This is a genomic window from Bacillus sp. RCC_6_1, assembly GCF_041360755.1.
Classification (GTDB): Bacteria; Bacillota; Bacilli; order Bacillales; family Bacillaceae_G; genus Bacillus_A; species Bacillus_A cereus.
The window spans coordinates 123,332-146,510 of record NZ_JBFUPV010000006.1 but is presented as its reverse complement, the minus strand read 5'-3'; the positions used below and the strand labels follow the sequence as shown (position 1 = coordinate 146,510).

The window sequence follows — 23,179 nt, the reverse complement described above, 5'->3', positions numbered from 1 at the left end:
AATCATAGGAAAGGATAGCGTTTTTTATGTCTATTTTTGTATCTGATGAACTACAACTATTTGCTCAAGAAATTCAATGTTATTTATCCCCGAACATCTTAAGAAATCTTGCCAGAGAGTCTGGTTTCGTGCAACGAACCTGTAAATTCCAAACAAAAAGTTTACTCAATTTATGAGTATGTATGGAAAAAGAAAGAGATTCAATAATGCTTTGTTTAATATTAATTTATACAGAAATTCATATTAAACAATATGTAATAATACATTTTATGATAATTTATTAAAATAAAATGTTATATTTTTGGGTGGAATATATAAATGGAGGAAATGTTATGAACAAGAATTTAAAATTTACTCAAATGATGATCGGTATTAGTACGATGGCATTATCATTTGGAAGTATTCAAACACAGGTATCCGCAGAAGAAAAAGCACCCTATAATACGTTACAGATGAAACCGATTGGGACAGAAACTTCAAAAGATGAAATGGCTCATGCTACAAAAGCGGACGAAACATTGAATTTTGAAGAGCGTTTAAAAGTAGGCGATTTTTCACAACGACCTACTTCGGTGATGAAACATGATGAAAGGCAATTAAAGCAAAGCTATACTCTGGCAGAATTGAATAAAATGTCTGATAGTGAATTCATTGATACGCTATCAAGAGTTTCATGGAATCAAATTACAGACTTATTTCAATTCAATCAAGATACGAAAGCTTTTTATCAAAATAAAGAACGTATGAACGTTATCATTGATGAATTAGGACAAAGAGGGACATCTTTTACGAAAGAGGATTCAAAGGGAATTGAAACTTTTGTTGAAGTATTACGTTCTGCTTTTTATGTGGGATATTTTAATAATGAAGTAGGTTACTTAAATGAGAGAAGCTTCCATGACAAATGTTTACCAGCATTAAAAGCTATTGCAAAAAATCCAAACTTTACATTAGGTACAGCTGAGCAAGATAGAGTAGTAGTTGCGTATGGGAAATTAATTAGTAATGCTTCTAGTGATGCTGAAACAGTACAGTATGCGGCAAATATTTTAAAACAGTTTAATGATAACCTTTCTATGTATGCTAATGATTATATGAAAGAACAAGCTGTATATGAAATCGTAAAAGGTATTGATTATGATATACAATCTTATTTGCAGGAAACGAATAAAAAGCCTAATGCAACAATGTGGTATGGAAAGATAGATAACTTTATAAATGAGGTTAGTAGAATTGCTCTCATACGGAATTTAACAACTGAGAATAGTTGGCTAATTAATAATGGGATTTATTATGCAGGACGTTTAGGGAAATTTCATAGCAATCCAAACAAAGGATTGGAAGTTATTACACAAGCGATGAATATGTATCCTCGCCTAAGTGGACCTTATTTTATAGCGGTAGAGCAAATCAAAACAAACTACGGTGGAAAAGATTATGATGGAAATACAGTAGATTTACAGAAAATACGTGAAGAAGGGAAGTTACAATACTTACCTAAAACATATACATTTGATGATGGATCTATTGTTTTTAAGACAGGCGATAAAGTAACAGAAGAGAAAATTAAAAGGTTATATTGGGCAGCCAAAGAAGTAAAGGCACAATATCACCGTGTAATTGGAAATGATAAAGCACTAGAACCAGGTAACGCAGATGATGTGCTGACAATTGTAATTTATAATAATCCAGATGATTATCAATTAAATAGACAATTATATGGATATGAAACGAACAACGGCGGTATTTATATTGAAGAGAAGGGTACTTTCTTTACATATGAGCGTACACCAAAACAGAGTATTTATAGTCTAGAAGAGTTATTCCGTCACGAATTCACTCATTATTTACAAGGAAGATACGAGGTTCCTGGTTTATTTGGGAGTGGAGAACTATATCAAAATGAACGCTTAACTTGGTTCCAAGAAGGGAATGCAGAATTCTTTGCAGGATCTACACGTACAAATAATGTTGTTCCACGTAAAAGTATTATAAGTGGCTTATCATCTGATCCGGCAAGCCGTTATACTGCAAAGCAAACTTTGTTCGCAAAATATGGATCATGGGATTTTTATAATTATTCCTTTGCACTACAGTCTTATCTATATAATCACCACTTTGAAACCTTTGATAAGATTCAGGATTTAATCCGTGCAAACGATGTGAAAAATTATGACGCGTATCGTGAAGCATTAAGTAAAGATGCACAGCTGAATACAGAATATCAAACGTATATGCAGCAGTTGATTGATAATCAAGATAAATACAATGTACCACAAGTAACAAATGATTACTTAATACAACATGCACCTAAGCCGTTAGCTGAAGTGAAGAAAGAAATTGTCGATGTAACTAATATAAAAGATGCAAAAATCACAAAACATGAGTCTCAATTTTTTAACACATTTACTGTAGAAGGCAAGTACATAGGTAGTACATCAAAAGGTGAGTCTGAAGACTGGAAAACAATGAGTAAACAAGTCAATCAAACCTTGGAGCAGTTGTCTCAAACAGGATGGAGCGGCTATAAAACAGTTACAGCCTATTTTGTTAACTATCGTGTGAATGCAGCCAATCAATTTGAATATGATATTGTTTTCCATGGTGTTGCAACAGAGGAAAAAGAAAAAACAACGACTATAGTAAATATGAATGGACCATATAGCGGGATAGTAAATGAAGGAATTCAATTCCATAGTGATGGTACAGAAAGTGAAAATGGAAAAATTATTTCTTATCTATGGAACTTTGGAGATGGTACAACAAGTACAGAAGTCAGCCCTACCCATGTATATGGAGAAAAAGGAGCATATACTGTGGAACTAACAGTGAAAGATAGTAGAGGAAAAGAAAGTAAAGAACAAACAAAAGTTACTGTAAAACAAGATCCGCAAACAGGTGGATCCCTTGAAGAGGAAAAGGTACTCCCGTTTAATAAGCTTGTAAAAGGAAATCTGATTGCTCCTGATCAAACAGATGTTTATACGTTTGATGTTACAGTTCCAAAAGAAGTAGATATTTCTGTGGTAAATGAACAAAACATTGGGATGACATGGGTACTTTATCATGAATCAGACATGCAAAATTACGTAGCTTGTAGTGAAGATGAAGGAAATGCTATAAAGGGAAAATTCGTAGCGAAACCAGGGAAATATTATTTGAATGTGTATAAATTTGATGATAACACTGGTGAATATTCATTATTAATAAAATAAATTTATTTTCAATATGTATATAACGGTTGTTTTTTTAGGAGGAGTCTGTCACGATAGGCTTCTCCTATTTTTTACTCTAAAATAAGTTAATAAATTAGGTAATTATCTTTAAAAATAAATCGTTATAAACCTAAAATATTCAATTAAAAAATAGAAGAGAGGGAGCTTGCGTCTTAATAAGACTAATATTAGGAGTTATGTCACATTTCGATTAAATAAAATATCGTAAAATCCCCAGAATAAATTTTTTTGCATGTTCATTCATTTAGGGTAATTCTCAACTCTTAAGCTGATGTATGTGGGGGACCGACTCATATACATCAGCTTAAATAATTAGATATTTTATTTATTAAGTTAAGCGAAATTTTATTCGTATAGGAGGAAGGCCCATTTAATTCTTTTTTCGAATGTTATTCATGTTTATCGTATTCCATCGAATGCGCTTGTTACCAAGTGATGTACATAGGAATCATCCAACTTATCACCGGTTACTAGCAACCGATAAAAAATTGGTCCGTAAATGAGATCGATGGATAATTCAATATCAAGGTTTTCTTTCAATTCTCCTCTTTGAATTCCCTTCTCTAGAAGTTGCTTTGCTTGCAGTCGACGGGGCTGGAAACATCGAGTGCGATATTCCTCTTCCAGTTTTAAGTCAACGTTTGATTTTCTCTTTGCAACCAGAAGTTCGTAGTCGCTTAAATGGATTATTCATGTCTATTTTCTTTTTGGGTGTTGCTGTTGGATCCTTTTTCGGAGGATGGAGTGTAGCATTGTGGATCGGAATCGCTTTTCCGACCATAGCGCTGCTTTATTTTGCCACAGAGAAATAGTTCTATAATCAAATTTAAACAGACCGGATTCGCTTGAATGCGTATTCATTGATATGTCTGAGTTTTATAGATTATTTGCGGTTATTTTGAAGTTTTTACATCACAACCAGATTTTTTGTCTCTATCGCTAAAAGAGGGCAAAACTCACCATATAAAATGTGTCCGAATTCCATTTAGACTATGAAAAAAGAGAGCTTGCGCTAGACAACAAGCCCTCTAAAAAATAACGTAATTGAGATATCTATATATTAACAGTTATTTTCTAACGATTCTATATGTCTTATGTTGAGAAATAAATTATAAGTGGCTTGATAACGCTAAAATGAATTATTGACATAATATTTCGACGATAATATAATAAATCTCGAATTCAAGATAACTTGTAAAGGATTGGTAATTATGAGAGCTTATCTTTAAAGTTATTTGTTATATTATCAAGGGAATTACAGCCAATCACTAAACGTATGAAAAGGATCTAAAAATTTATGGACTTAATGCAACTGAATTTGCAGTGCTTGAGCTACTATACAGTAAAGCTGATCAGCCTATAAAAAAATTGGGGACAAAATATTACTTGTAAGTTTTTGTATCACGTATGCATCAATTATTTCAGAAGGTATTGAATTGGTGACACTAATTTTTCCACAGCATAGAGAGGGGATTCGGCAAATATTTGGTAGTTTGGACTATATTGAGAAAAAATGATAAGTAAACAGTTGAAAAAGTTAGGATATTACGCACAGAAAGTGTAAGTTTTTAGATGTTATTTCTGTTTAGTAATATCCTAATTAAATATAAATTAAATAAATAGGAGGGAAAATTAATAAATAGTAGTAAATGTATTGTAGTACAAAATAAAGAAATTATGTAATTGCAATTAATATAGTAGGAAATAAAGTTGTTATGTTCACGTATACATATCGTCCTTTTCATTATAAATCTTTCATAAAGCGGAGAGTGGGTATCAAGAATGGAGTTACGTCATTTAGAGTATTTTATTCAAGTTTGTAATAATAATAGTTTTACTAAAGCTGCGGAAGTTCTAGGTATTTCACAGCCGACTTTAAGTCAACAAATACGTGTGTTAGAAGGTGAACTTGATACACCTTTGTTTCATCGAGTTGGAAGAGGTATCAAAATGACAGAAGCGGGTAAGCTGCTATTTGATAAAGGAAAATTTATCATGCAACAATTTGATGACGTTTATAATGAAATTTTTGAATTAAAGGGTGTAAAAAGAGGTGTGATTACTATAGGAGGTCTATTAGAGGACCTTACTTATTTAACACCTTATATTATGAAGTTTCAACAACATTATCCCAACATCGTAGTGAAAATTGTAGAATCCGAAGTTGCCGTAAATCAAATCGTTGACAAAAATATTGATTTTGGGATTACACGTAGTGCTCAAATTCCAGACACATTAACAAACACCCTTTTGTATAGTGAAGAGCTCGTCCTTGTCATTCCAAAAAATCATCCTTTGAATGAAAAATCATTTGTTTCTTTTCGAGAATTAGTAGGGCTGAGTAGAATAATGGTTTCATGTAGTTGTCGTGAATCTATTAAAATATATTGTGAGAGTTTAGGGTTATCTTTATCTGAAGCAAATATAGAAACAAAATCTTCTATTTCTCTATTGAGCCTTGTATACAATGGACATGGGGTTGCCATAATACCTCGTTCACTGGTTAACTTTGTTAATAATGATACTTTGAGCATAGTTCGTATTACTGATCCAACACCAAGTCAAGATATTAATCTTATTCACTTTGATGATAAATTTTTAAGTTTTGCTGCACGCATCTTTATGCAGAAGTTAAATGATTCGCAAAAAGTATCAGTGTAATAGAAATAATAATGATTCTAGTGTAAAATTTGAAAAAATCTATAAATCTTAAGATAAAGCAAATATTAAAGTCAAAGGGCAGTGGCTTTATATGTGTGGTGTGATCGATTTTTGACTTTTACTTAAGGGAAAGGGGTAGGCTTTGCACGGAGAGAAGGATGTAAAAAACAAATCAAGTTTAAGCTATCAACTCTTTTGTCCTATTAAATAGTAATAGATTCCAATAGAGATATACAATGCTATTTCGAATCTACATATCCTTATTGCAGAAAGAAAACCACCGGCATTATACCGGTGGTTTTGATTTAGAAAGCAAAGCAAGTACAACCGATACCCCATGTAGTTCCATCTTTTCCTATTACGGTATGAGTGTGTTGATGGAGAGGGTTACTGCAACTATGTAACTTGTTATCATGGGCATCGTGAGAAAGTATAGTGTTGGCTAGGTTAGCACCGCCATAACCATAAACTCCCGTCGGTGACCAGTCAGGTGATGCTGGCGGCAATTCAGGTGATAAATTTTTAAATTCATCATTTCCATACACAACCTGTCCGCCCATAATTGTGAGTAATGATTCAAGGTTTTTGATTTCTTCTTCTGGCACAGTAAAGTAGTCAGCAGACAATACAGCAAGATCAGCAAACTGACCTACTGCAAGGGTTCCTTTTTTACCTTCATCACCAGAGAACCACGCACTTCCTTTTGAATATAATTCCAGGGCTACTTTTCTATCCAGTTTATTTTTTTCATCGTATATCGAAAGTCCACCAATGGTTTTTCCGGCAACCATCCAATAAAGAGCGACCCAAGGGTTATAGCTGGAAACTCTAGTTGCATCACTACCGGCGCCAACAGGTATACCAAGGTCTAACATACGATAAATCGGAGGAGTACGCTTTGCAGCTTCCTTTCCGTATAAATCAACAAAGTATTCACCTTGAAAAGCCATGCGGTCTTGGATGGCAATACCGCCATTTAAAGCCTTAACACGTTCCATGCTACGATCTGAGATTGTTTCTGCATGATCAAACCACCATCGTAGACCATTAAAAGGAATTTCACTGTTAACTTCCTCGAATACATTTAAGAAACGTGTGATTGACTCATCATAAGTTGCATGTAAACGGAAGGGCCAACGGTTTTCCACCAATAGAGAAATTACTTTCTTTAAGTCAGCTTCCATCATCGTAGCTAGTTCAGGCCGTGGCATTTGAAATTTTTCAAAATCGGCTGCTGAGAATACTAACATCTCTCCGGCACCATTCATTTTATACTTATCAGTTCCTTGACCTGGAGAAACAATTTTTGCCCATGAAGCAAAGTCTTCATATTCATGATTTGGATTTTGCGTAAATAGATTATAAGCAATACGCAAAGTTAATTGTTCCTTCTCGGCTAAATGTTCAACAACTTTGTAATCATCAGGATAATTTTGGAATCCACCACCTGCGTCAATAGCACTTGTAATACCTAATCTATTTAATTCGCGCATAAAATGGCGAGTTGAATTAATCTGGTCGTCAAAATTAAGTGCTGGTGCTTTACCCAAACTTGAATAAAGAATAGAAGCGTTAGGATTCGCAATTAAAAGGCCCGTTGGATTACCTCGTTTATCCCGCTCAATTAAGCAGCCTGGAGGGTCTGGTGTATCTTTTGTATATCCCAGTGCATGCAGCCCAGCACGATTTACAAGTGCTCTATCGTAAAGATGTAGCACAAATACAGGAGTGTCTTCAGAAACGGCATTAATTTCTTCCAAAGTTGGCAACCGTCTCTCTTTAAATTGAAATTCAGACCAACCTCCAACTACCCTTACCCACTGAGGAGCAGGTGTACGCCTTGCCTGTTCTTTGAGCATTTCTAGAGCAATAAAAAGTGATGGCACGCCTTCCCAACGTAATTCCATATTATAATGCAGACCACCACGAATAACGTGTATATGAGAGTCATTCAGGCCTGGAATAGCTCTCTTTCTTTTAAGGTCTATTTTCTTTGTTTTTTCCGTGGCACTATTAAGAAGCTCATCTCCACCTACTGCAGTGACTAAACCATCAGTTATGGCGATAGCAGATACCTCAGGCTGAGAAGGGTCAAGGGTAGTAATTTTTCCGTTATATAAGATCATATCCGGTAAATTCATGTTCACACCTCGTCTACTTTCTATTATTTTGTAACCATGGATGAAATAATTTACCGAAAATCGGCATGACTACCCATGATAGCAAGGACACTATACATACTGAAACAAAAAAGGCCGACATAATAGGATTCATATGTTTTATAATAGGTCCTATCACTTTAGGAACTAACATGCTAAGAGGCCATACACCCAAAAGGGTAACGATAGACATTTTCCATTTTGGCGGTGGAACTGGCGTTTTCGGAGTAACAAACCAATAAGCCAAACTACTTTCAGTTTTGTAACTCGGATTAGTAACTTGAAATTGTTCTGCCGTTTTTAACAAATCCCGGCGAATGTCTGATTCTTGCCAAGCACGTAGATGCTCATACGTATCAAAGCGAAAAATAACAGTATACTCTCTCGATTCGTTATTTGGGACTATTAGATTTACACCTAAATGCCCTGGGAATTTAGTAGCGGCAGCTTCGATTTCATGTCTCCATGTTTCAAACTGTTTTTCTTTACCTTGTTGAATTTCCCATGTAACAATCGTTGTTACTGGATCAGCAGCATCCATCGTGTTCCCTGTATAAGTCTCTTCGACAGCTACTCCTTCTTGTTTCATATTTTCCTGCTTGGAAGCGCGCCGTGCACCATAGTATATGCGTATTCTACTCCTTGACCATAAGCGCCAGTGTGCTCCTTTACAATTTCCATTACAGCATCATAAGTGTCTTTGTGTGCCCAGTCACGTTGGTATTCAAGTAAAACTTGAATTGCTGTCACTGGAATTGCACCAGCTTGTTCTACACGACGCATAGCAGCGTTATGTGCTGTCAGACTAGTACCACCTGAAGCATCATCAACTGCATACACTTCATAGCCAGCTTTCATTGCTTCAAGCACAGGGAATGCAAGGCAAACTTCAGTCCAAAGTGCTGCAAATATTAATTTCTTTCTACCTGTTGCTTTAACTGCTTCAACAAATTTTGGATCTTCCCAAGAGTTCATTGAACTGCGTTCTATAATTTCATGGTTTGGGAATATATCAAGAATTTGTGGCCAAAAATAACCAGAAAAGCTGCGTGTCTCAACTGTAGTAAGAATAGTAGGTACGTTAAAAGTTTTTGCTGATTTAGCAAGTAGCATAACGTTATTAATCAATGTTTGTCTATCAATACTTGCAACTCCAAAAGTCATTTGAGGTTGAAAATCAATCAAAATTAATGCACTGTTCTCCGGATTTAACAATTCTAAATTACTCATAATAAAACGCTCCTTTTTTAATTGTTTAAAATTGTAATCGTAAAAATAAAATTTTTGCTATACCTTTTAAATTAAAAGAGAGTGCTGATTTAATCAGCACTAAATGTATACTATCCATTTTTTTGAAAGTGATTTAAAGCTATTTCTTTGAAATACATTTATCCCGCATTAACGGGCAGTAAGACCCCCACCTCAAAATTCAGCGGAAGCAAAGAAGTTAGGTGGGGGATCAACTGCCTGTAAAAGCCCGATTGGTTCAACTAATAATCAGTGGGGGATGAACAAAACCCCCACTGATTAAAGTTTCACTTTATGCATTTTGTTTACTAAGATCTCGCTGAGCTCCCCTATAGCTTCCAATTATATTTTGATAGCCTGGAAGATTGCTAGCAAGCAAATTGCCAAAACCTTCGACATCGTTGCGCCAATCGCGTTGTATTTCGCAAGCTACGCTAAACCAGTTCATAAGTTGCACACCACTATGTGCCATACGAGTATTGGCAGCATCTGCAACTTGTTTACTGAAAGTTCCTGAAGCATCCGTAACAGCAAATACTTCATATCCAGCTTTTATAGCGGAAAGTGCCGGGAAAGCAACACAAACGTCCGTAACTACGCCTGCGATGATAAGTTGTTTTTTTCCAGTTTCTTCGATTGCTTTTACAAAATCATCATTATCCCATGCGTTAATTTGTCCAGGTCGAGCTATTTTTGGTGCATGAGGAAAGAGATCAACCAATTCTTGCATTAAAGGTCCATTAGGCCCGTTTTCGAAACTTGTTGTTAAAATAACTGGTAAATCAAAAAACTTAGCAGTATGAGCAAGAGCTAAAACATTGTTCTTGAATTCATCAACACCATAGTCACGTACTAGTCCGGACATAAGACCAGTTTGATGATCTACTAAAAGCACAACAGCATCATCTTTGTTAATACGAGAATAGAGATCAGTCATTATGTATTCCTCCTAAAAATTAAGTAATCGAAGAAAGTTTAAATAGTCGGATACTATCATAAGTTTCTTCGTTTATAACTAAGCTGACCAATAATATTGGTTATAGCAGCATTCACAGAACATGAAGTGCTATACAATTTTATAGTATTTGAAAACTGATTCGTTAATCAATTCTAAATTATCTATAATTCGTATAGGTCGTAACTATAGTTGTTTTCACTATAAAATAGATTGGTTTTACCTATACATCCTATAGATAGAACAATATTGATAGTCACCTATTTTTGTTATTACAATTGAATAGGAGTAATGTTCAGTAATTATTTTATGATGAAAAAGGTATTAGAGGGGGGATTGTTCCAAAAGGAGAAAATGAATGCATTGGAACAATAGAGTTTCATACTTAGAGTTCACAACATAAACGTGCATGAATAGGTTATGACATTCATCCGGATTATTGAAGAAAAGGATACATATTAGAATATTTTTTGGAGGTAGAAGCATGGCTAAAATTACTGTAGGAACTGAAAATCAAGAACCAATTGAGATATATTATGAGGATTATGGCACAGGAAAACCAGTTGTACTAATTCATGGTTGGCCGTTAAGTGGTCGATCTTGGGAATACCAAGTTCCCGCTCTTGTTGAGGCTGGATACAGAGTTATAACATATGATCGTCGAGGATTTGGAAAATCATCTCAGCCGTGGGAAGGGTATGAATATGATACCTTTACTTCTGATTTACATCAACTATTAGAACATTTAGAGCTTCAAAATGTCACACTTGTTGGTTTTTCTATGGGTGGAGGCGAAGTAGCCCGGTATATTAGTACGTATGGAACAGATCGTATTGAAAAGGCTGTTTTTGCTGGAGCAGTACCTCCATATTTATACAAATCAGAGGATCATCCTGAAGGGGCATTAGATGATGCAACAATTGAAGCGTTCAAAAGTGGTGTGATTAATGACCGCCTTGCATTTCTTGATGAATTTACTAAGGGATTTTTCGCAGCTGGTAATCGAACAGATTTAGTTAGTGAGCCATTCCGTTTATATAATTGGGATATTGCAGCCAGTGCATCACCTAAAGGAACACTTGATTGTATTACCGCCTTTAGTAAGACAGATTTTAGAAAAGACTTGGAGAAGTTTAATATACCTACTCTTATTATTCACGGTGATTCTGATGCAACTGTACCATATGAATATAGTGGGAAATTAACACATGAAGCAATTCCTAATTCTAAAGTAACGTTAATAAAGGGTGGTCCACATGGGCTAAATGTAACGCATGCCAAAGAATTTAATGAAGCACTCCTATCATTTTTAAAGGACTAATTACAACTATATAATTGTTAATTAATAAATTATAAACAAGTTAAAATAAAGCTTTATAAAAGATGCTCTTGGATAAATCCAGGAGCATCTTTTTAATGGTGATATTGAGATGTTAGGTTGATAAATCTCCATTAATTTTGGATTGAATACTCTTCTTAACAGCTAAAATATATTAATTAGAGTTTTTTAGATTTCTTAGAAGTATTGTTATATTACTATCAAGATAATATTTTGAATAATCCTCAAAACAAAGAAATATACATTTTTTTGAGGAAGAAATATCTTGTCAGAAAACAATAAAATCTTATTAATTTTTATAATTGGTAGAATTTTTGTGGAAATAATTCTCTTAATATATTAAAATAACATCGTATTATGTCAGATTTTAATTAGGGGAGAGAAATTTTATGTTGAAAAAAATCATTCCAGTTGCTTTAGCATTAAGTACAGTTACTTTTACTAGTGTATTTGCTATGCCTTCAGCCCAAGCAAGTACAGAATCAAACCGCTACATAGATGTACAAATGCTCGGTATTAACGATTTTCATGGGCAACTAGACACTGTAAAAAAAATTAACAATAAAGATGCAGGGGGAATTGAGTACTTAGGGGCTTATTTACGTGATCGTGAAAAACAAAATCCGAATACATTAAAGGTACATGCTGGAGATGTTGTTGGAGCAAGTACTCCTGTTTCAGCATTATTACAAGACGAACCTACGATTGAATTTCTAAATGATTTGAAATTCGACGTTGGAACGATAGGGAATCATGAATTTGATGAAGGTGTTGAAGAAATGAACCGCCTTATTTATGGTGGATACCATGAGAAAACAGGGAATTTTAAAGGAGCAAAATTCCCATATGTTGCTGCAAATTTCTATAATAAATCCACCGGTCGTTTATTTTTACCACCATTCACTATAAAAAAGGTACAAGGAGTTCCTGTTGGATTTATCGGAGTCGTAACAACGGATGTTCCTAACCTTGTTATGCCTACTATGCTAAAGAATGTAGAAATTACAGATGAAGTTGAAGCTATTAACAAATCCGTAAAGCAATTAAAAAAACTAGGCGTTAAATCTATCGTTGTTCTTGCACATAACGGAGGTATAACAGATGGGAACGGCGTAACAAATGGTGATATCGTCCGATTAGCAAATGAGACTGATCCAGAAGTCGATGTTATTTTTGGTGGCCATAGCCACACTTATGTAAATGGAACTGTTAATAATAAACTTGTCGTACAAGCAAATTCATATGGTATGGCTTTTGCTGATGTTGATGTAAAGATTGATCGTAAAACACAAGATATTGTTGAGAAAAAAGCAGAAATTGTTACAACTTATCATGAAGGCATAGAGCCTGATAAAAAAATAAAGAAGAAGATGGAGAAATATCAAGCAAAAATCGCACCTCTTGTTAATGAAGTTGTAGGTAAGTCTATTGCGCCACTAGATCGCAAACTCAATACGGCTGGTGAATCTACTCTTGGAAATTTAGTTGCTGATGCCCAGCGTACAACAATGCAATCCCAAATTGCACTTATGAATCCTGGTGGTATTCGTAATGACTTAGATGCTGGTGATATTACATGGGGAGAGATATATGGTATTCAACCATTCGGAAATCAATTAATAAAAGTAAATTTAACAGGTCAAGACATTCGTGATATTTTAAATCAACAATGGCAAAAAGACATAACAAGAATGCTTCAAATTTCAGGAATCCAATACACTTGGGATGCGAACAAGCCCAATGGAGAAAAAGTAACAAGTATTCGCTTAACGAATGGAGAAGAAATTATTCCTTCTAAAACTTACAGCGTCGTTGCTAACGCATTTCTAGCTTCAGGGGGAGATGGATTTGTATCCTTTAAAAACGGTAAAGATGCTGAAACAGGACCAACTGATTTTGAAGCATTAGTAGATTATATAAAAAAATCAAAAGAACCAATTCAGTCTATTATTGATGGAAGAATTCAAAAGATAAATTAGGTTTTTATTAATCTCAAAAACAAATAGATTACCTGTGCACTATACTTTTTCGTGTGCAGGTAATCTATTTTTTTGCGTTTTCGGGCACAGATGCTACTTCAACCCTAGTGTACAAGTGATTTTGAATGTAAGGAATTTGTAAGGGATAGATAAGGAAAAAGAGATTTTCATTGTGTAGGATAAAAATATAAGGAGGCGTGAAGGGGGGATAAGTATGGCATATATATAACAATTAGTAACAAGAGTGTTTTGTGAAAATAATGAGTACAATGATTGCAAATGTATTGTTGCCTTTTCATCATTGAGAGAATGGATAGCTGTGTGGCTCGTATATGACACTGCTATCAACTATCTATACAATTTTAATAGAAGAGAGGAATTTTTTATGAAAACACGCAGTAAAATTACATGTGCAAGTCTAGCACTTTTAATAGGTGGAAGTTCCCTGTTATACATAACACCAACATCAGTTGTAAAAGCAGAATCTACGCAAAATGTATCTAGTTCGTTACAAACAAGTACGCAAAGTGATCGTACTTCCGTTAAGAAAGCAATGCGAGATGAACTGCAACTTGGATACCCAGGAATACTCGCTAAAATTTCTAAGGGGGATAAAACTTGGAGTTATAGTGCTGGGGTAGCGGATCTGAAAACTAAGAAACCAATGCAAGCAGATTTTCGCTTTCGCATTGGCAGTGTGACGAAAACGTTCATTGCAACAGTTCTACTTCAATTATCTGGAGAGAACCGTTTGAATCTAGACGACTCCATTGAAAAATGGTTACCTGGTGTTATTCAAGGAAACGGATATGATGGTAACCAGATTACGATCCGGCAAATATTGAATCATACAAGTGGTATTGCTGACTATATAAATTCAAAAGACTTTGATATTACGGATATAAAAAAATCGTATACGGCTGAAGAATTTGTAAAGATGGGGATTTCACTTCCCCCAGACTTTGCCCCAGGAAAGGGTTGGTCTTATTCAAATACAGGATATGTAATACTAGGAATCCTTATTGAAAAAGTAACAGGAAACAGCTATGCGGAAGAGGTTGAAAATCGGATTATTGAACCGCTTGATTTGTCAAATACATTTTTACCTGGTAATTCAAGCGTGATTCCAGGCACCAAGCATGCCCGTGGCTATTTGCAACTAGACGGAGCGAGTGAGCTAAAAGATGTTACTTATATTAACCCAGGTAGCTCGGATGGAGATATGATTTCTACTGCTGACGACTTAAACAAATTCTTCTCTTGCTTACTAGGTGGCAAATTACTGAAGGAACAGCAGTTAAAACAAATGCTTACTACAGTTCCTACAAATAGAGAGGGAACCGGATATGGTCTTGGAATACTTGAAATTAAGCTTCCGAACGGTGTCTCGGTATGGGGACACAGGGGGGCCGTTCCAGGGTTTTCCACTTTTGCTGGTGGAACACTTGGAGGTAAACATACACTCGCTATCAATTCGAACAGTTTAAACCTTAATAACCCAGAAGTTTTTAAAAACATTTTACTTGCTGAATTTAGCAAGTAGGAAAAACGGATAAATTTTGTCATTTGTAATTTCTATCGGAATGGATTACCGCTTGAAAGAGTTTAGAGGGATTAAGTATCTATAATTGTGTAGGAGCAGTATTTGCAAAATTAGAAATTGAACTAAATTTAACCATCAAAGATAATATTAGTGGGAAAAATTTGAGGGACATTAAGGATTTTGTGAAGAGGACTTCAAAAATGAAATAACATTGTAATAACTTTCTATTATTAATTGAAAGTTATTACCCTATAAATTCAGTCATTTATTATATAACTGAGTGCATAAAAAATGAACCAAACTCTATTAAATAACGTAAAAGCTAAAAGGTTTTCGCTTTGGGAACATCTCAAAATATTAAATTGATGGTAACTTTGTTGTAGCTCTTTAAACATACCTATATTAAAACCCAAATATCTCAGCATTAAATTGAGATATTTGGGTTTTTCTAAAGGAATCAATTTTTTAAAAAATTTTTAGAAATTTAAAGATAAAGTATTGTATACATGTAAGTATGATTAAAAATGCAAAGTTGTAAATGCTAAATTTAATTAAATATGCCTTACTCTCTTTAACATTGGCCTGAATGAATAGTTTATAGGAGATTACACTGGCTAAAGATGCGATAATTGTTCCAAGCCCTCCAATATTTACTCCTAGTAATAAAGCTTTCCAATCAGAAGTAAAGTTTGATAGAAGAATTGAAGTAGGAAAATTGCTAATCAATTGACTCAAAAATATGGAACTAAAGAAGACTGAAGTATCTCCTCTTAAATTAGCGCGAGCAAATGTCCCCAGTGCATCGGAATGGGAAATGTTTCCGATAAAAATAAAAAAACAGACAAAGGTTATTAGAAGAAAGTAATCGATCTTAAATAGTAAGTTTCTATCTAACGTAAATGCTGCTATCAGTGTGACTATTAGCGCAATGTAATAATTAATAACACCAAAAATAGATGCAATGATAGTAATAAGTATCAAAATCCAGACGGTAGCTTTTTTTCGATTTTTCACGGTAATAACAGGTAGTTCTATTTTCAAATCTGTTTTTTGAAGTTTTTGAGTAAATATAAATAACAAACTAATTCCAAGTACAGCTAAAAGCAGGATTGAACCTAAAAATGGGATGAGCTTAATTCCATAGTAAGAATATAGGTATAAATTTTGTGGGTTTCCCATAGGCATCAAGCTACTACCGATGTTTGCCGCAATTGTCTGCAGGATGATTGTATCCATCATGTTCATTTGTGTTTTTTTACTAATGACAAGTGTTATTGGTACAAAAGTGAGGAGAGCGACATCATTTGTTACAAACATGGAGCAAATAAAGCATAACAAAATTAGAATAATAGATATTGACCTGCTGTTATTGCATTTATTTAAAATCGCAACGGCAAGTTTGTCTAATATCTTTAGCTGTTCCAAGGCCTTAATGGCTACCATCAGATTAAATAAGCTAATTAACACTTCAAAGTTAATATATTCGATCTTTGGCGAATGTATTAAGCAGCTGACAATTGCTAGTATCAGTGAAATGGTAAGTACTAAATCCTTTTTTAAAAATTCGAATTTCATAAGGAGTCTTTTTTTATTTTGAACAAATACTATTTCTTTCACAATACACCACCTGTAAGTTATGTTAGTAAATATACGTTTTTTGGGATAACTCGATATTGCTAGAAAAGAGGATGACATAAGGTCCTAAATAAGAGTTTTGTAATGTTTCATCCCTTCAACAAAATCCTTTTTTTTTAGTGTCTTTCATGTTGTAAATATGTGCAATATAGACGAATCCAGCTAGGGGGATTAATTGAGAAAACAAATGTTTTTTGTATGATACCATAAATAAATTAAATGTTTTATTTTTTTAATATTCCTATAATATTCCGTCGATTCTTGATTTCAAATAATTTATATGAACTTCTAAAAGAGAAAAAGTATGCATGTTTATATGAAGAAAATAGAGACTTGTCAAAGGATAGATAGAACAAAATCTGCGACGTTTGGATACTGTATAAAATTCACAAAATCTCACTGTTTTTTTAGATGAAAAATCTTAAAAAATTTTTTGTTTTTATAAAAATCTGTACTTTTTCGTAACATTCTGTACTTTTAATTATAAATTAAAGACAAACTTCTCTTAGTTAAAGATTGAAAGCGCTTTATAGATTTTTCGTGAAATTTTTACCTAGCCTATTTTTGAGATTAGTAGTAAGAAAGGAGATATTTCCATGTTCTTAAGAAAATTAACAAAAAACCAGTTAATCACTATTGATTATTATGATTAAAATGTAAATCACCGGTAAACGAAACAAACATAATAGTACAACAACATTAGTGGATAAGAATATTAGTTTTGCAGAAGGGGATAGAGCATCTTGTGTATAAATGGTAAGTTTTTAGAAAATTCAGTTTCGCAGTTGCGTGTTGCGATGTTTGTTTAAACAGGCCAATTCTATTAATATAGAAAATTTTTATCCTTGTTGTATTTGAATATGAATGAGGTATTTATGCCAAGGAATATAGGTGATTTTATATAGATTATGATAGATAAATTTTTGGTATGGAGTGATAATATGGAAAGATTTTTTGTAGAGTTAGTCGGATCAACAAATGATTTTTTATGGTCTAAATTGTTAATTATTATGCTTGTTATTTGCGGAATTTATTTTACATTTAAATTGAATTTTGTACAGTTTCGAATGTTAAAAGAGATGGTCCGTGTATTAATGGAGGGGAAAAGTGGTTCTAAAGATCAAATCTCTCCTTTTCAAGCGTTTTGTATTGGTATGGCAGCCCGCGTTGGAACAGGGAATATCACAGGAATTGCGATTGCAATTGCATTAGGTGGTCCTGGAGCTGTATTTTGGATGTGGATTATTTCTATTATTAGCTCGGCCTCCAGTTTTGTCGAAAGCACATTAGCACAGATATATAAAGTAAAAGATAAAACTGGTTTCCGCGGTGGTCCATCCTATTATATGGAAAAAGGGTTGAATAAACGTTGGATGGGAGTATTATTCTCTATTTTAATCACAATTACTTTTGGTCTTGTATTCAATTCAGTACAATCAAATACAGTTACAATTGCTTTTCAAAACTCATTTGGTACAGATCGTCTAACAGTTGGGATAATCATGGCTATTGCTTTCGCTGCGATTATTTTTGGTGGTGTACAACGTATTGCAAAAATGGCTGAATACAAGGTGGTATTTTTAGCGGTATTATACATTGGAGTTGCATTATTTGTTGTAGTTATCAACATATCAAAAATGCCGGAAGTTCTTTCTCTTATTGTTCAAAACGCATTTGGTTTTAAACAAATAGCAGGCGGTTCAATTGGTGCAGCACTTATGAATGGAGTTAAACGTGGTTTATTTTCAAATGAAGCTGGTATGGGAAGTGCACCAAACGTTGCCGCAACAGCAACAACAAGTCATCCGGTGAAACAAGGACTGATTCAAGCATTTGGTGTATTAACGGATACACTGATCATTTGTACTAGCACTGCCTTTATTATTTTGCTGTCTGATGCATATAAACAACCGGGGTTAAATGGTATTGCACTTACACAAGCAGCATTAAGTGAACACATAGGTCCTTGGGCATCGGGTTGTCTTGCTATCTTTGTTTTTTTATTTGGATTTGGTGCGTTAATTGGCAACTATTATTATGGTGAAACAAATATTCGCTTCTTACATACAAGTAAAGTGTGGTTAATGATATACAGAATAAGTGTGTTGGCTATGATTGTATTTGGTTCTGTTGCAAAGATTCAAATTGTATGGGATTTAGCGGACTTATTTATGGGCTTTATGGTTATTATTAATTTAATTGCTATTACCTTACTTTCAAAAGTAGCATTTGCGGCGTTACAAGATTATATAAACCAGAAAAAAGCTGGTAAAGATCCTGTTTTTTATAAAGAAAACATTAAAGGGCTTGAAAATATTGAATGTTGGGATAGTTATGAGAAAACTTCAAAAAAGAAAAGTGTGTAATAAGAAGGATATTCAGACTGCAATATGTCTGAATATTTTTCTTGGTTCTAGTGCAAATATTATTGATTATAGTAAAGAAAAAATCATTCTATATAAAGTTAATAGTACGGGGGAATATGATTAAATGATAAAGGATTCTAGCGTTCAAGTTGAGGGGCAAGAAAAAGTTTGCTTAGATCAATGGGTAGCTCATTATCGAGCGTATGCAGCTAAGGGACGAAGCGCCAGTTATATTCCCGCTCTGGGGGAAATAAATGTATCGCAGTTAGGTATTTGTATAGTAAAGCCAGATGGAACAATGATAAAATCAGGAGATTGGGAGATACCTTTCACATTACAAAGTATATCAAAAGTAATCGGTTTTATAGCCGCTTGTTTAAGTCGCGGTATTTCTTATGTATTAGAACGAGTTGACGTAGAGCCAACTGGAGATGCCTTTAATTCAATTATTCGTTTAGAGATACATAAACCAGGAAAACCTTTTAATCCTATGATCAATGCTGGAGCGATTACGATAGCTTCACTTTTGCCAGGGACATCGGTGCAAGAAAAATTAGAATCTCTATACGTATTAATTGAAAAAATGATAGAGAAGCGTCCCGCTATTAATGAAATAGTATTTCAATCAGAATGGGAAACGGCTCATCGTAATAGAGCATTAGCATACTATTTAAAGGAGAATGGTTTTCTAGAATCAGATGTGGAGGAGACACTAGAGGTTTACTTAAAACAATGTTCGATTGAAATAAATACAGAAGATATTGCCTTAATAGGGCTTATACTAGCACATGATGGATATCATCCTATTCGCAAAGAACAAGTGCTCCCTAAAGAAGTAGCTAGGTTAACAAAAGCTTTAATGCTAACTTGTGGAATGTACAATGCTTCTGGAAAATTTGCTGCTTTCATTGGATTACCAGCTAAGAGTGGGGTATCCGGCGGAATTATGACACTTGTTCCCTCAAAATCTAGGAAGGATTTATCGTTCCAAGATGGATGTGGTATTGGTATTTACGGACCAGCCATTGATGAATATGGGAATAGTTTACCAGGAATTATGTTGTTAGAACATATTGCAAAAGAATGGGATTTAAGTATATTTTAAAAAGGAGCACAGATATTTTGGTGTTAGAGCGAGTCCAAAAGTGTTCAGACCTTATATTGTGTCTGAACATTTTTGAGTTATAAAGTATCTTTCTAAAGTAGAAGGGTGTAATGAATACTCACAATCTATAATGCTTTCGTTTATATCTTATTTATCAGTTTTTGAAAAAAATAGAGTAAGTATTGTATTAATGCAAATAGGTTTGTATACTGACTGTTAGGCGAAAGTGAGAAGTGATTATTTTGAATCTTAGTAATTTAGTAAAAAAAGACATCTATATTCTCGTTTTAATGATACTTACAGTACCCTTAGTAGGTGAAATAAAGTCATTTCCTTTAAATGAAACATTTAGAATGAGCTTTGGCGCACCAACATTTTTCTTTTTTTTGTTATTGTTTCGACGAATTCCAGCATTTTTACCGGGTTTTTTAACAGCGATAGTCGTTGTAGTATTTCGTATCTCAATGGATGTCATTATAAAGGGAAATATGGATTGGCTAGCCGCTTTTCATACTCACTATCCTAGTTTTTTCTTTTATTTTACTTATTCGTATCTCTTTCATTTAGCAAAAATCAAACGTTTTTATCATCAACCACTAATGATTGGTTTTATTGGTTGCATGATTGAAATACTGTCAGACTGTGTGGAATTAATGATTCAATATTTCGTATTAAAAACATCAATCACATCCGAGGCAATAAATGAGATTATTGTTATCGCATGTTCCCATAGTTTTATAGTTCTAAGCTTTTTCAATATGATGAAATTGTATGAAGCGCAATCAAGGGAGAGACATATAAAGAAGCAAAATGAACACATGCTCATGCTTATCTCTAATTTATATGAAGATGCTGTTCATTTAAAGAAAACATTACAAGATGCTGAGAATATAACAAAAAAATCCTATGATTTATATAAAACCTTAGACTCTTTTGAGCACAAACAGATGGATTTTCAGTTTGGGGATTTAAGGAAACAGGCATTACAAATTGCTGGTGAGGTCCATGACGTTAAAAAGGATAACCAACGTATTTTTGCGGGACTTTCAAAACTAATTTCTGATGAAAGTTTTACAGATTATATGTCTGTACATGAACTAGTAAATATCATTATACGGGCAAATACGAAATATGCACGGTTGCTAGAGAAAGACATCCAATTTGTGTATAAAATTGATGGTGTGCATTCTCATTATCATATTTACACAATCTTATCTATTATAAATAATATCGTTACAAACGCTGTAGAAGCTATCCAAGGTATGGGAACCATCACAATTGACATTAATAAAGACCACCATTTTGTTGAATTTCAAATAGGCGATAATGGTCCTGGTATTTCTTCAAAATATAAAGATTCAATTTTTGAGCCTGGGTTTACTTCTAAATATGATGATTTAGGCAACCCATCGACAGGTATCGGATTATCGTATGTTAAAGAAATGGTCGAACAACTTGAAGGTGATGTTACGCTTGAGGACAGAACCGAAGGAAAAGGATCAATTTTTATAATTAGATTAGGGATTGATCATATAATTTCGAAAGGGTGATTCTATGTATTTTTATATAGTAGATGATGAAAAAGCGGTTCGCTCAATGTTGGCTCAAATTATCGAGGATGAAGATCTTGGGGAGGTTATAGGAGAAGCTGAGGATGGTTTATCTTTAGAGCAACAAATGCTAATCCTTAAAAATATAGACATTTTATTTATCGATTTGTTAATGCCGATTCAAGATGGAATAAAAACAATCCGTCAAATAAAACCTTCGTTTAAAGGGAAAATCATCATGGTCTCTCAAGTAGAATCAAAAGAATTAATTGCTGAAGCTTATTCGCTTGGTGTTGAATACTATATTATTAAGCCAATTAACCGGATTGAAGTATTAACAGTTGTTCGGAAAGTCATTGAACGAATTCGTTTGGAAAAATCGATAAAAAACATTCAAGAATCGCTTAATATGGTACTAAAATTGGATAGTAATTCAAGTACGCAAGAAAAATACCGTAATGAAAAACATTTAAATACTTTTAATCATTTTCAAAATTCCATTCATTTTCTTTTGTCTGAATTAGGAATAGCCAGTGAAAGTGGAAGTAAAGATTTAATGGATATGCTAGATTATTTATATAAATATGAACAAGATAACACGTTGGAACAAGGCTTTCCCTCACTAAAAGAGATTTTTATGAATTTGGCTCAAAAAAAACTTGGGGATTCAGCTGAAGATGCCGAATTAAAAAGGTTCATAGAAGCTTCCAAACAACGGATTCGGAGAGCAATTTATCAATCATTAAACCATTTAGCATCCCTTGGACTTACTGATTTTTTAAACCCGAAGTTCGAAAACTATGCTTCTAGATTTTTTGATTTTACTACCGTAAGGAGAAAGATGACAGAATTGAATAATGAACCAACATTACCTGCTCGTATTGATACGAAAAAATTTATTCAAGTTCTTTATTTTGAAGCAAAACGAATACACTTGGAGTTAAGATGATAAACTCTTGTTAAGTATTATTTTCAATTGATAGATTGATAATAATTTTTCTTTTTATTCTCCTTTATTTCATATTAGTTTTAAAATCAGAAAATTCCGTATCGATTTGGTAGAAGTGCATGAACTTAGAACAAAAGAATATGTATTTTTTATTTTTTTAAACATTAATATTCATTAAAAAAACGAGTATTTCCAAAATAAAATATAACTACATAGTAAGTTGAATTTAAAAAAAGATGCTATCTTCTAGCATCTTTTTTTCTTTAAGAGGAAATATCATTGATCCTTATATTATTTGGAATTCAAATGCGGGCATATAAATAAGGGAAAAGGAGATAATATTTAACAAATTATAATTGGAAATGGTATTTTAGGTCAGAAATGTTTTTATACTAATTAGGTTATTTGTACTAAATAAGCATAATGTCTCGCTTTTCTGCTCTTTAATCTTATC

Annotated in this window: 14 protein-coding genes and 4 pseudogenes; 12 read left to right on the top strand and 6 right to left on the bottom strand. The window is 33.7% G+C overall.

What is annotated here, in order from left to right:
- Positions 1-26: 26 nt before the first annotated feature.
- Positions 27-173 (top strand): annotated as a pseudogene (locus AB6801_RS18755) (IS4 family transposase); the annotation flags it as partial.
- A gap of 159 nt (positions 174-332) precedes the next feature.
- Entirely contained in the window at positions 333-3,215 is a 2,883-nt protein-coding gene (colA, locus tag AB6801_RS18750) for a collagenase ColA (protein WP_370941119.1), read from the top strand.
- A gap of 420 nt (positions 3,216-3,635) precedes the next feature.
- Here colA and AB6801_RS18745 read toward each other — a convergent pair.
- A pseudogene (locus AB6801_RS18745) lies at positions 3,636-3,875 on the bottom strand (TetR-like C-terminal domain-containing protein); the annotation flags it as partial.
- Between AB6801_RS18745 and AB6801_RS18740 the strand changes: the two are divergent.
- From AB6801_RS18740 to AB6801_RS18730, 3 genes and pseudogenes are all read left to right on the top strand, one after another.
- Positions 3,863-4,048 (top strand): annotated as a pseudogene (locus AB6801_RS18740) (MFS transporter); the annotation flags it as partial. The pseudogenes AB6801_RS18745 and AB6801_RS18740 overlap by 13 nt on opposite strands.
- A gap of 389 nt (positions 4,049-4,437) precedes the next feature.
- Positions 4,438-4,800, top strand: a pseudogene (locus tag AB6801_RS18735) (MarR family transcriptional regulator).
- A 218-nt stretch (positions 4,801-5,018) separates the two neighbouring features.
- Positions 5,019-5,897, top strand: coding sequence for a LysR family transcriptional regulator (locus AB6801_RS18730; RefSeq protein WP_000423205.1), 879 nt, complete (start codon positions 5,019-5,021; stop codon positions 5,895-5,897).
- Positions 5,898-6,202: 305 nt separating this feature from the next.
- Here AB6801_RS18730 and AB6801_RS18725 read toward each other — a convergent pair whose 3' ends face one another.
- The 4 genes from AB6801_RS18725 to ycaC form a co-directional block, all read right to left on the bottom strand.
- Positions 6,203-8,038: an amidohydrolase gene (locus AB6801_RS18725; RefSeq protein WP_070756681.1), complete on the bottom strand. Its 1,836-nt coding sequence runs from the start codon at positions 8,036-8,038 to the stop codon at positions 6,203-6,205.
- 13 nt (positions 8,039-8,051) lie between these two features.
- Positions 8,052-8,645, bottom strand: a complete 594-nt coding sequence (locus AB6801_RS18720; protein WP_000806851.1) for an antibiotic biosynthesis monooxygenase — start codon at positions 8,643-8,645, stop codon at positions 8,052-8,054.
- A complete protein-coding gene (locus tag AB6801_RS18715) occupies positions 8,642-9,286 on the bottom strand; it encodes a hydrolase (protein ID WP_000067163.1) in 645 nt (214 codons plus the stop codon). Before AB6801_RS18715 ends, AB6801_RS18720 begins: the two co-directional genes overlap by 4 nt.
- A gap of 310 nt (positions 9,287-9,596) precedes the next feature.
- Complete coding sequence (gene ycaC, locus AB6801_RS18710) at positions 9,597-10,241, bottom strand: isochorismate family cysteine hydrolase YcaC (RefSeq protein WP_097999581.1); 645 nt, start codon at positions 10,239-10,241, stop codon at positions 9,597-9,599.
- A gap of 502 nt (positions 10,242-10,743) precedes the next feature.
- Here ycaC and AB6801_RS18705 point away from each other — a divergent pair.
- From AB6801_RS18705 to AB6801_RS18695, 3 genes are all read left to right on the top strand, one after another.
- On the top strand, positions 10,744-11,580 hold the full coding sequence (locus AB6801_RS18705; RefSeq protein WP_097999582.1) for a bromoperoxidase: 837 nt from the start codon (positions 10,744-10,746) through the stop codon (positions 11,578-11,580).
- A 407-nt stretch (positions 11,581-11,987) separates the two neighbouring features.
- A complete protein-coding gene (locus AB6801_RS18700) occupies positions 11,988-13,577 on the top strand; it encodes a bifunctional metallophosphatase/5'-nucleotidase (RefSeq protein ID WP_000913791.1) in 1,590 nt (529 codons plus the stop codon).
- Positions 13,578-13,962: 385 nt separating this feature from the next.
- Positions 13,963-15,120, top strand: a complete 1,158-nt coding sequence (locus AB6801_RS18695) for a serine hydrolase domain-containing protein (protein ID WP_070756674.1) — start codon at positions 13,963-13,965, stop codon at positions 15,118-15,120.
- Positions 15,121-15,585: 465 nt separating this feature from the next.
- On the opposite strand, the gene AB6801_RS18690 is transcribed toward AB6801_RS18695, so the two are convergent.
- A complete protein-coding gene (locus AB6801_RS18690; protein ID WP_000659286.1) occupies positions 15,586-16,737 on the bottom strand; it encodes an anion transporter in 1,152 nt (383 codons plus the stop codon).
- A 959-nt stretch (positions 16,738-17,696) separates the two neighbouring features.
- Between AB6801_RS18690 and AB6801_RS18685 the strand changes: the two genes are divergently transcribed.
- The 4 genes from AB6801_RS18685 to AB6801_RS18670 all read left to right on the top strand — a co-directional run bounded on the left by AB6801_RS18685 (position 17,697) and on the right by AB6801_RS18670 (position 22,725).
- Positions 17,697-19,121 carry an alanine/glycine:cation symporter family protein gene (locus tag AB6801_RS18685; protein WP_098330451.1) on the top strand — a complete coding sequence of 475 codons (1,425 nt, stop codon included), beginning with the start codon at positions 17,697-17,699 and terminating at the stop codon, positions 19,119-19,121.
- Positions 19,122-19,245: 124 nt separating this feature from the next.
- A complete protein-coding gene (gene glsA / locus AB6801_RS18680) occupies positions 19,246-20,226 on the top strand; it encodes a glutaminase GlsA (protein WP_000588648.1) in 981 nt (326 codons plus the stop codon).
- Between the two features lie 233 nt (positions 20,227-20,459).
- The gene (locus AB6801_RS18675; RefSeq protein ID WP_097999688.1) at positions 20,460-21,776 is read left to right on the top strand and encodes a sensor histidine kinase; all 1,317 of its coding nucleotides are present in this window, start codon (positions 20,460-20,462) and stop codon (positions 21,774-21,776) included.
- A gap of 4 nt (positions 21,777-21,780) precedes the next feature.
- Entirely contained in the window at positions 21,781-22,725 is a 945-nt protein-coding gene (locus tag AB6801_RS18670) for a response regulator (RefSeq protein ID WP_044584615.1), read from the top strand.
- The last annotated feature ends 454 nt before the right edge of the window (positions 22,726-23,179 follow it).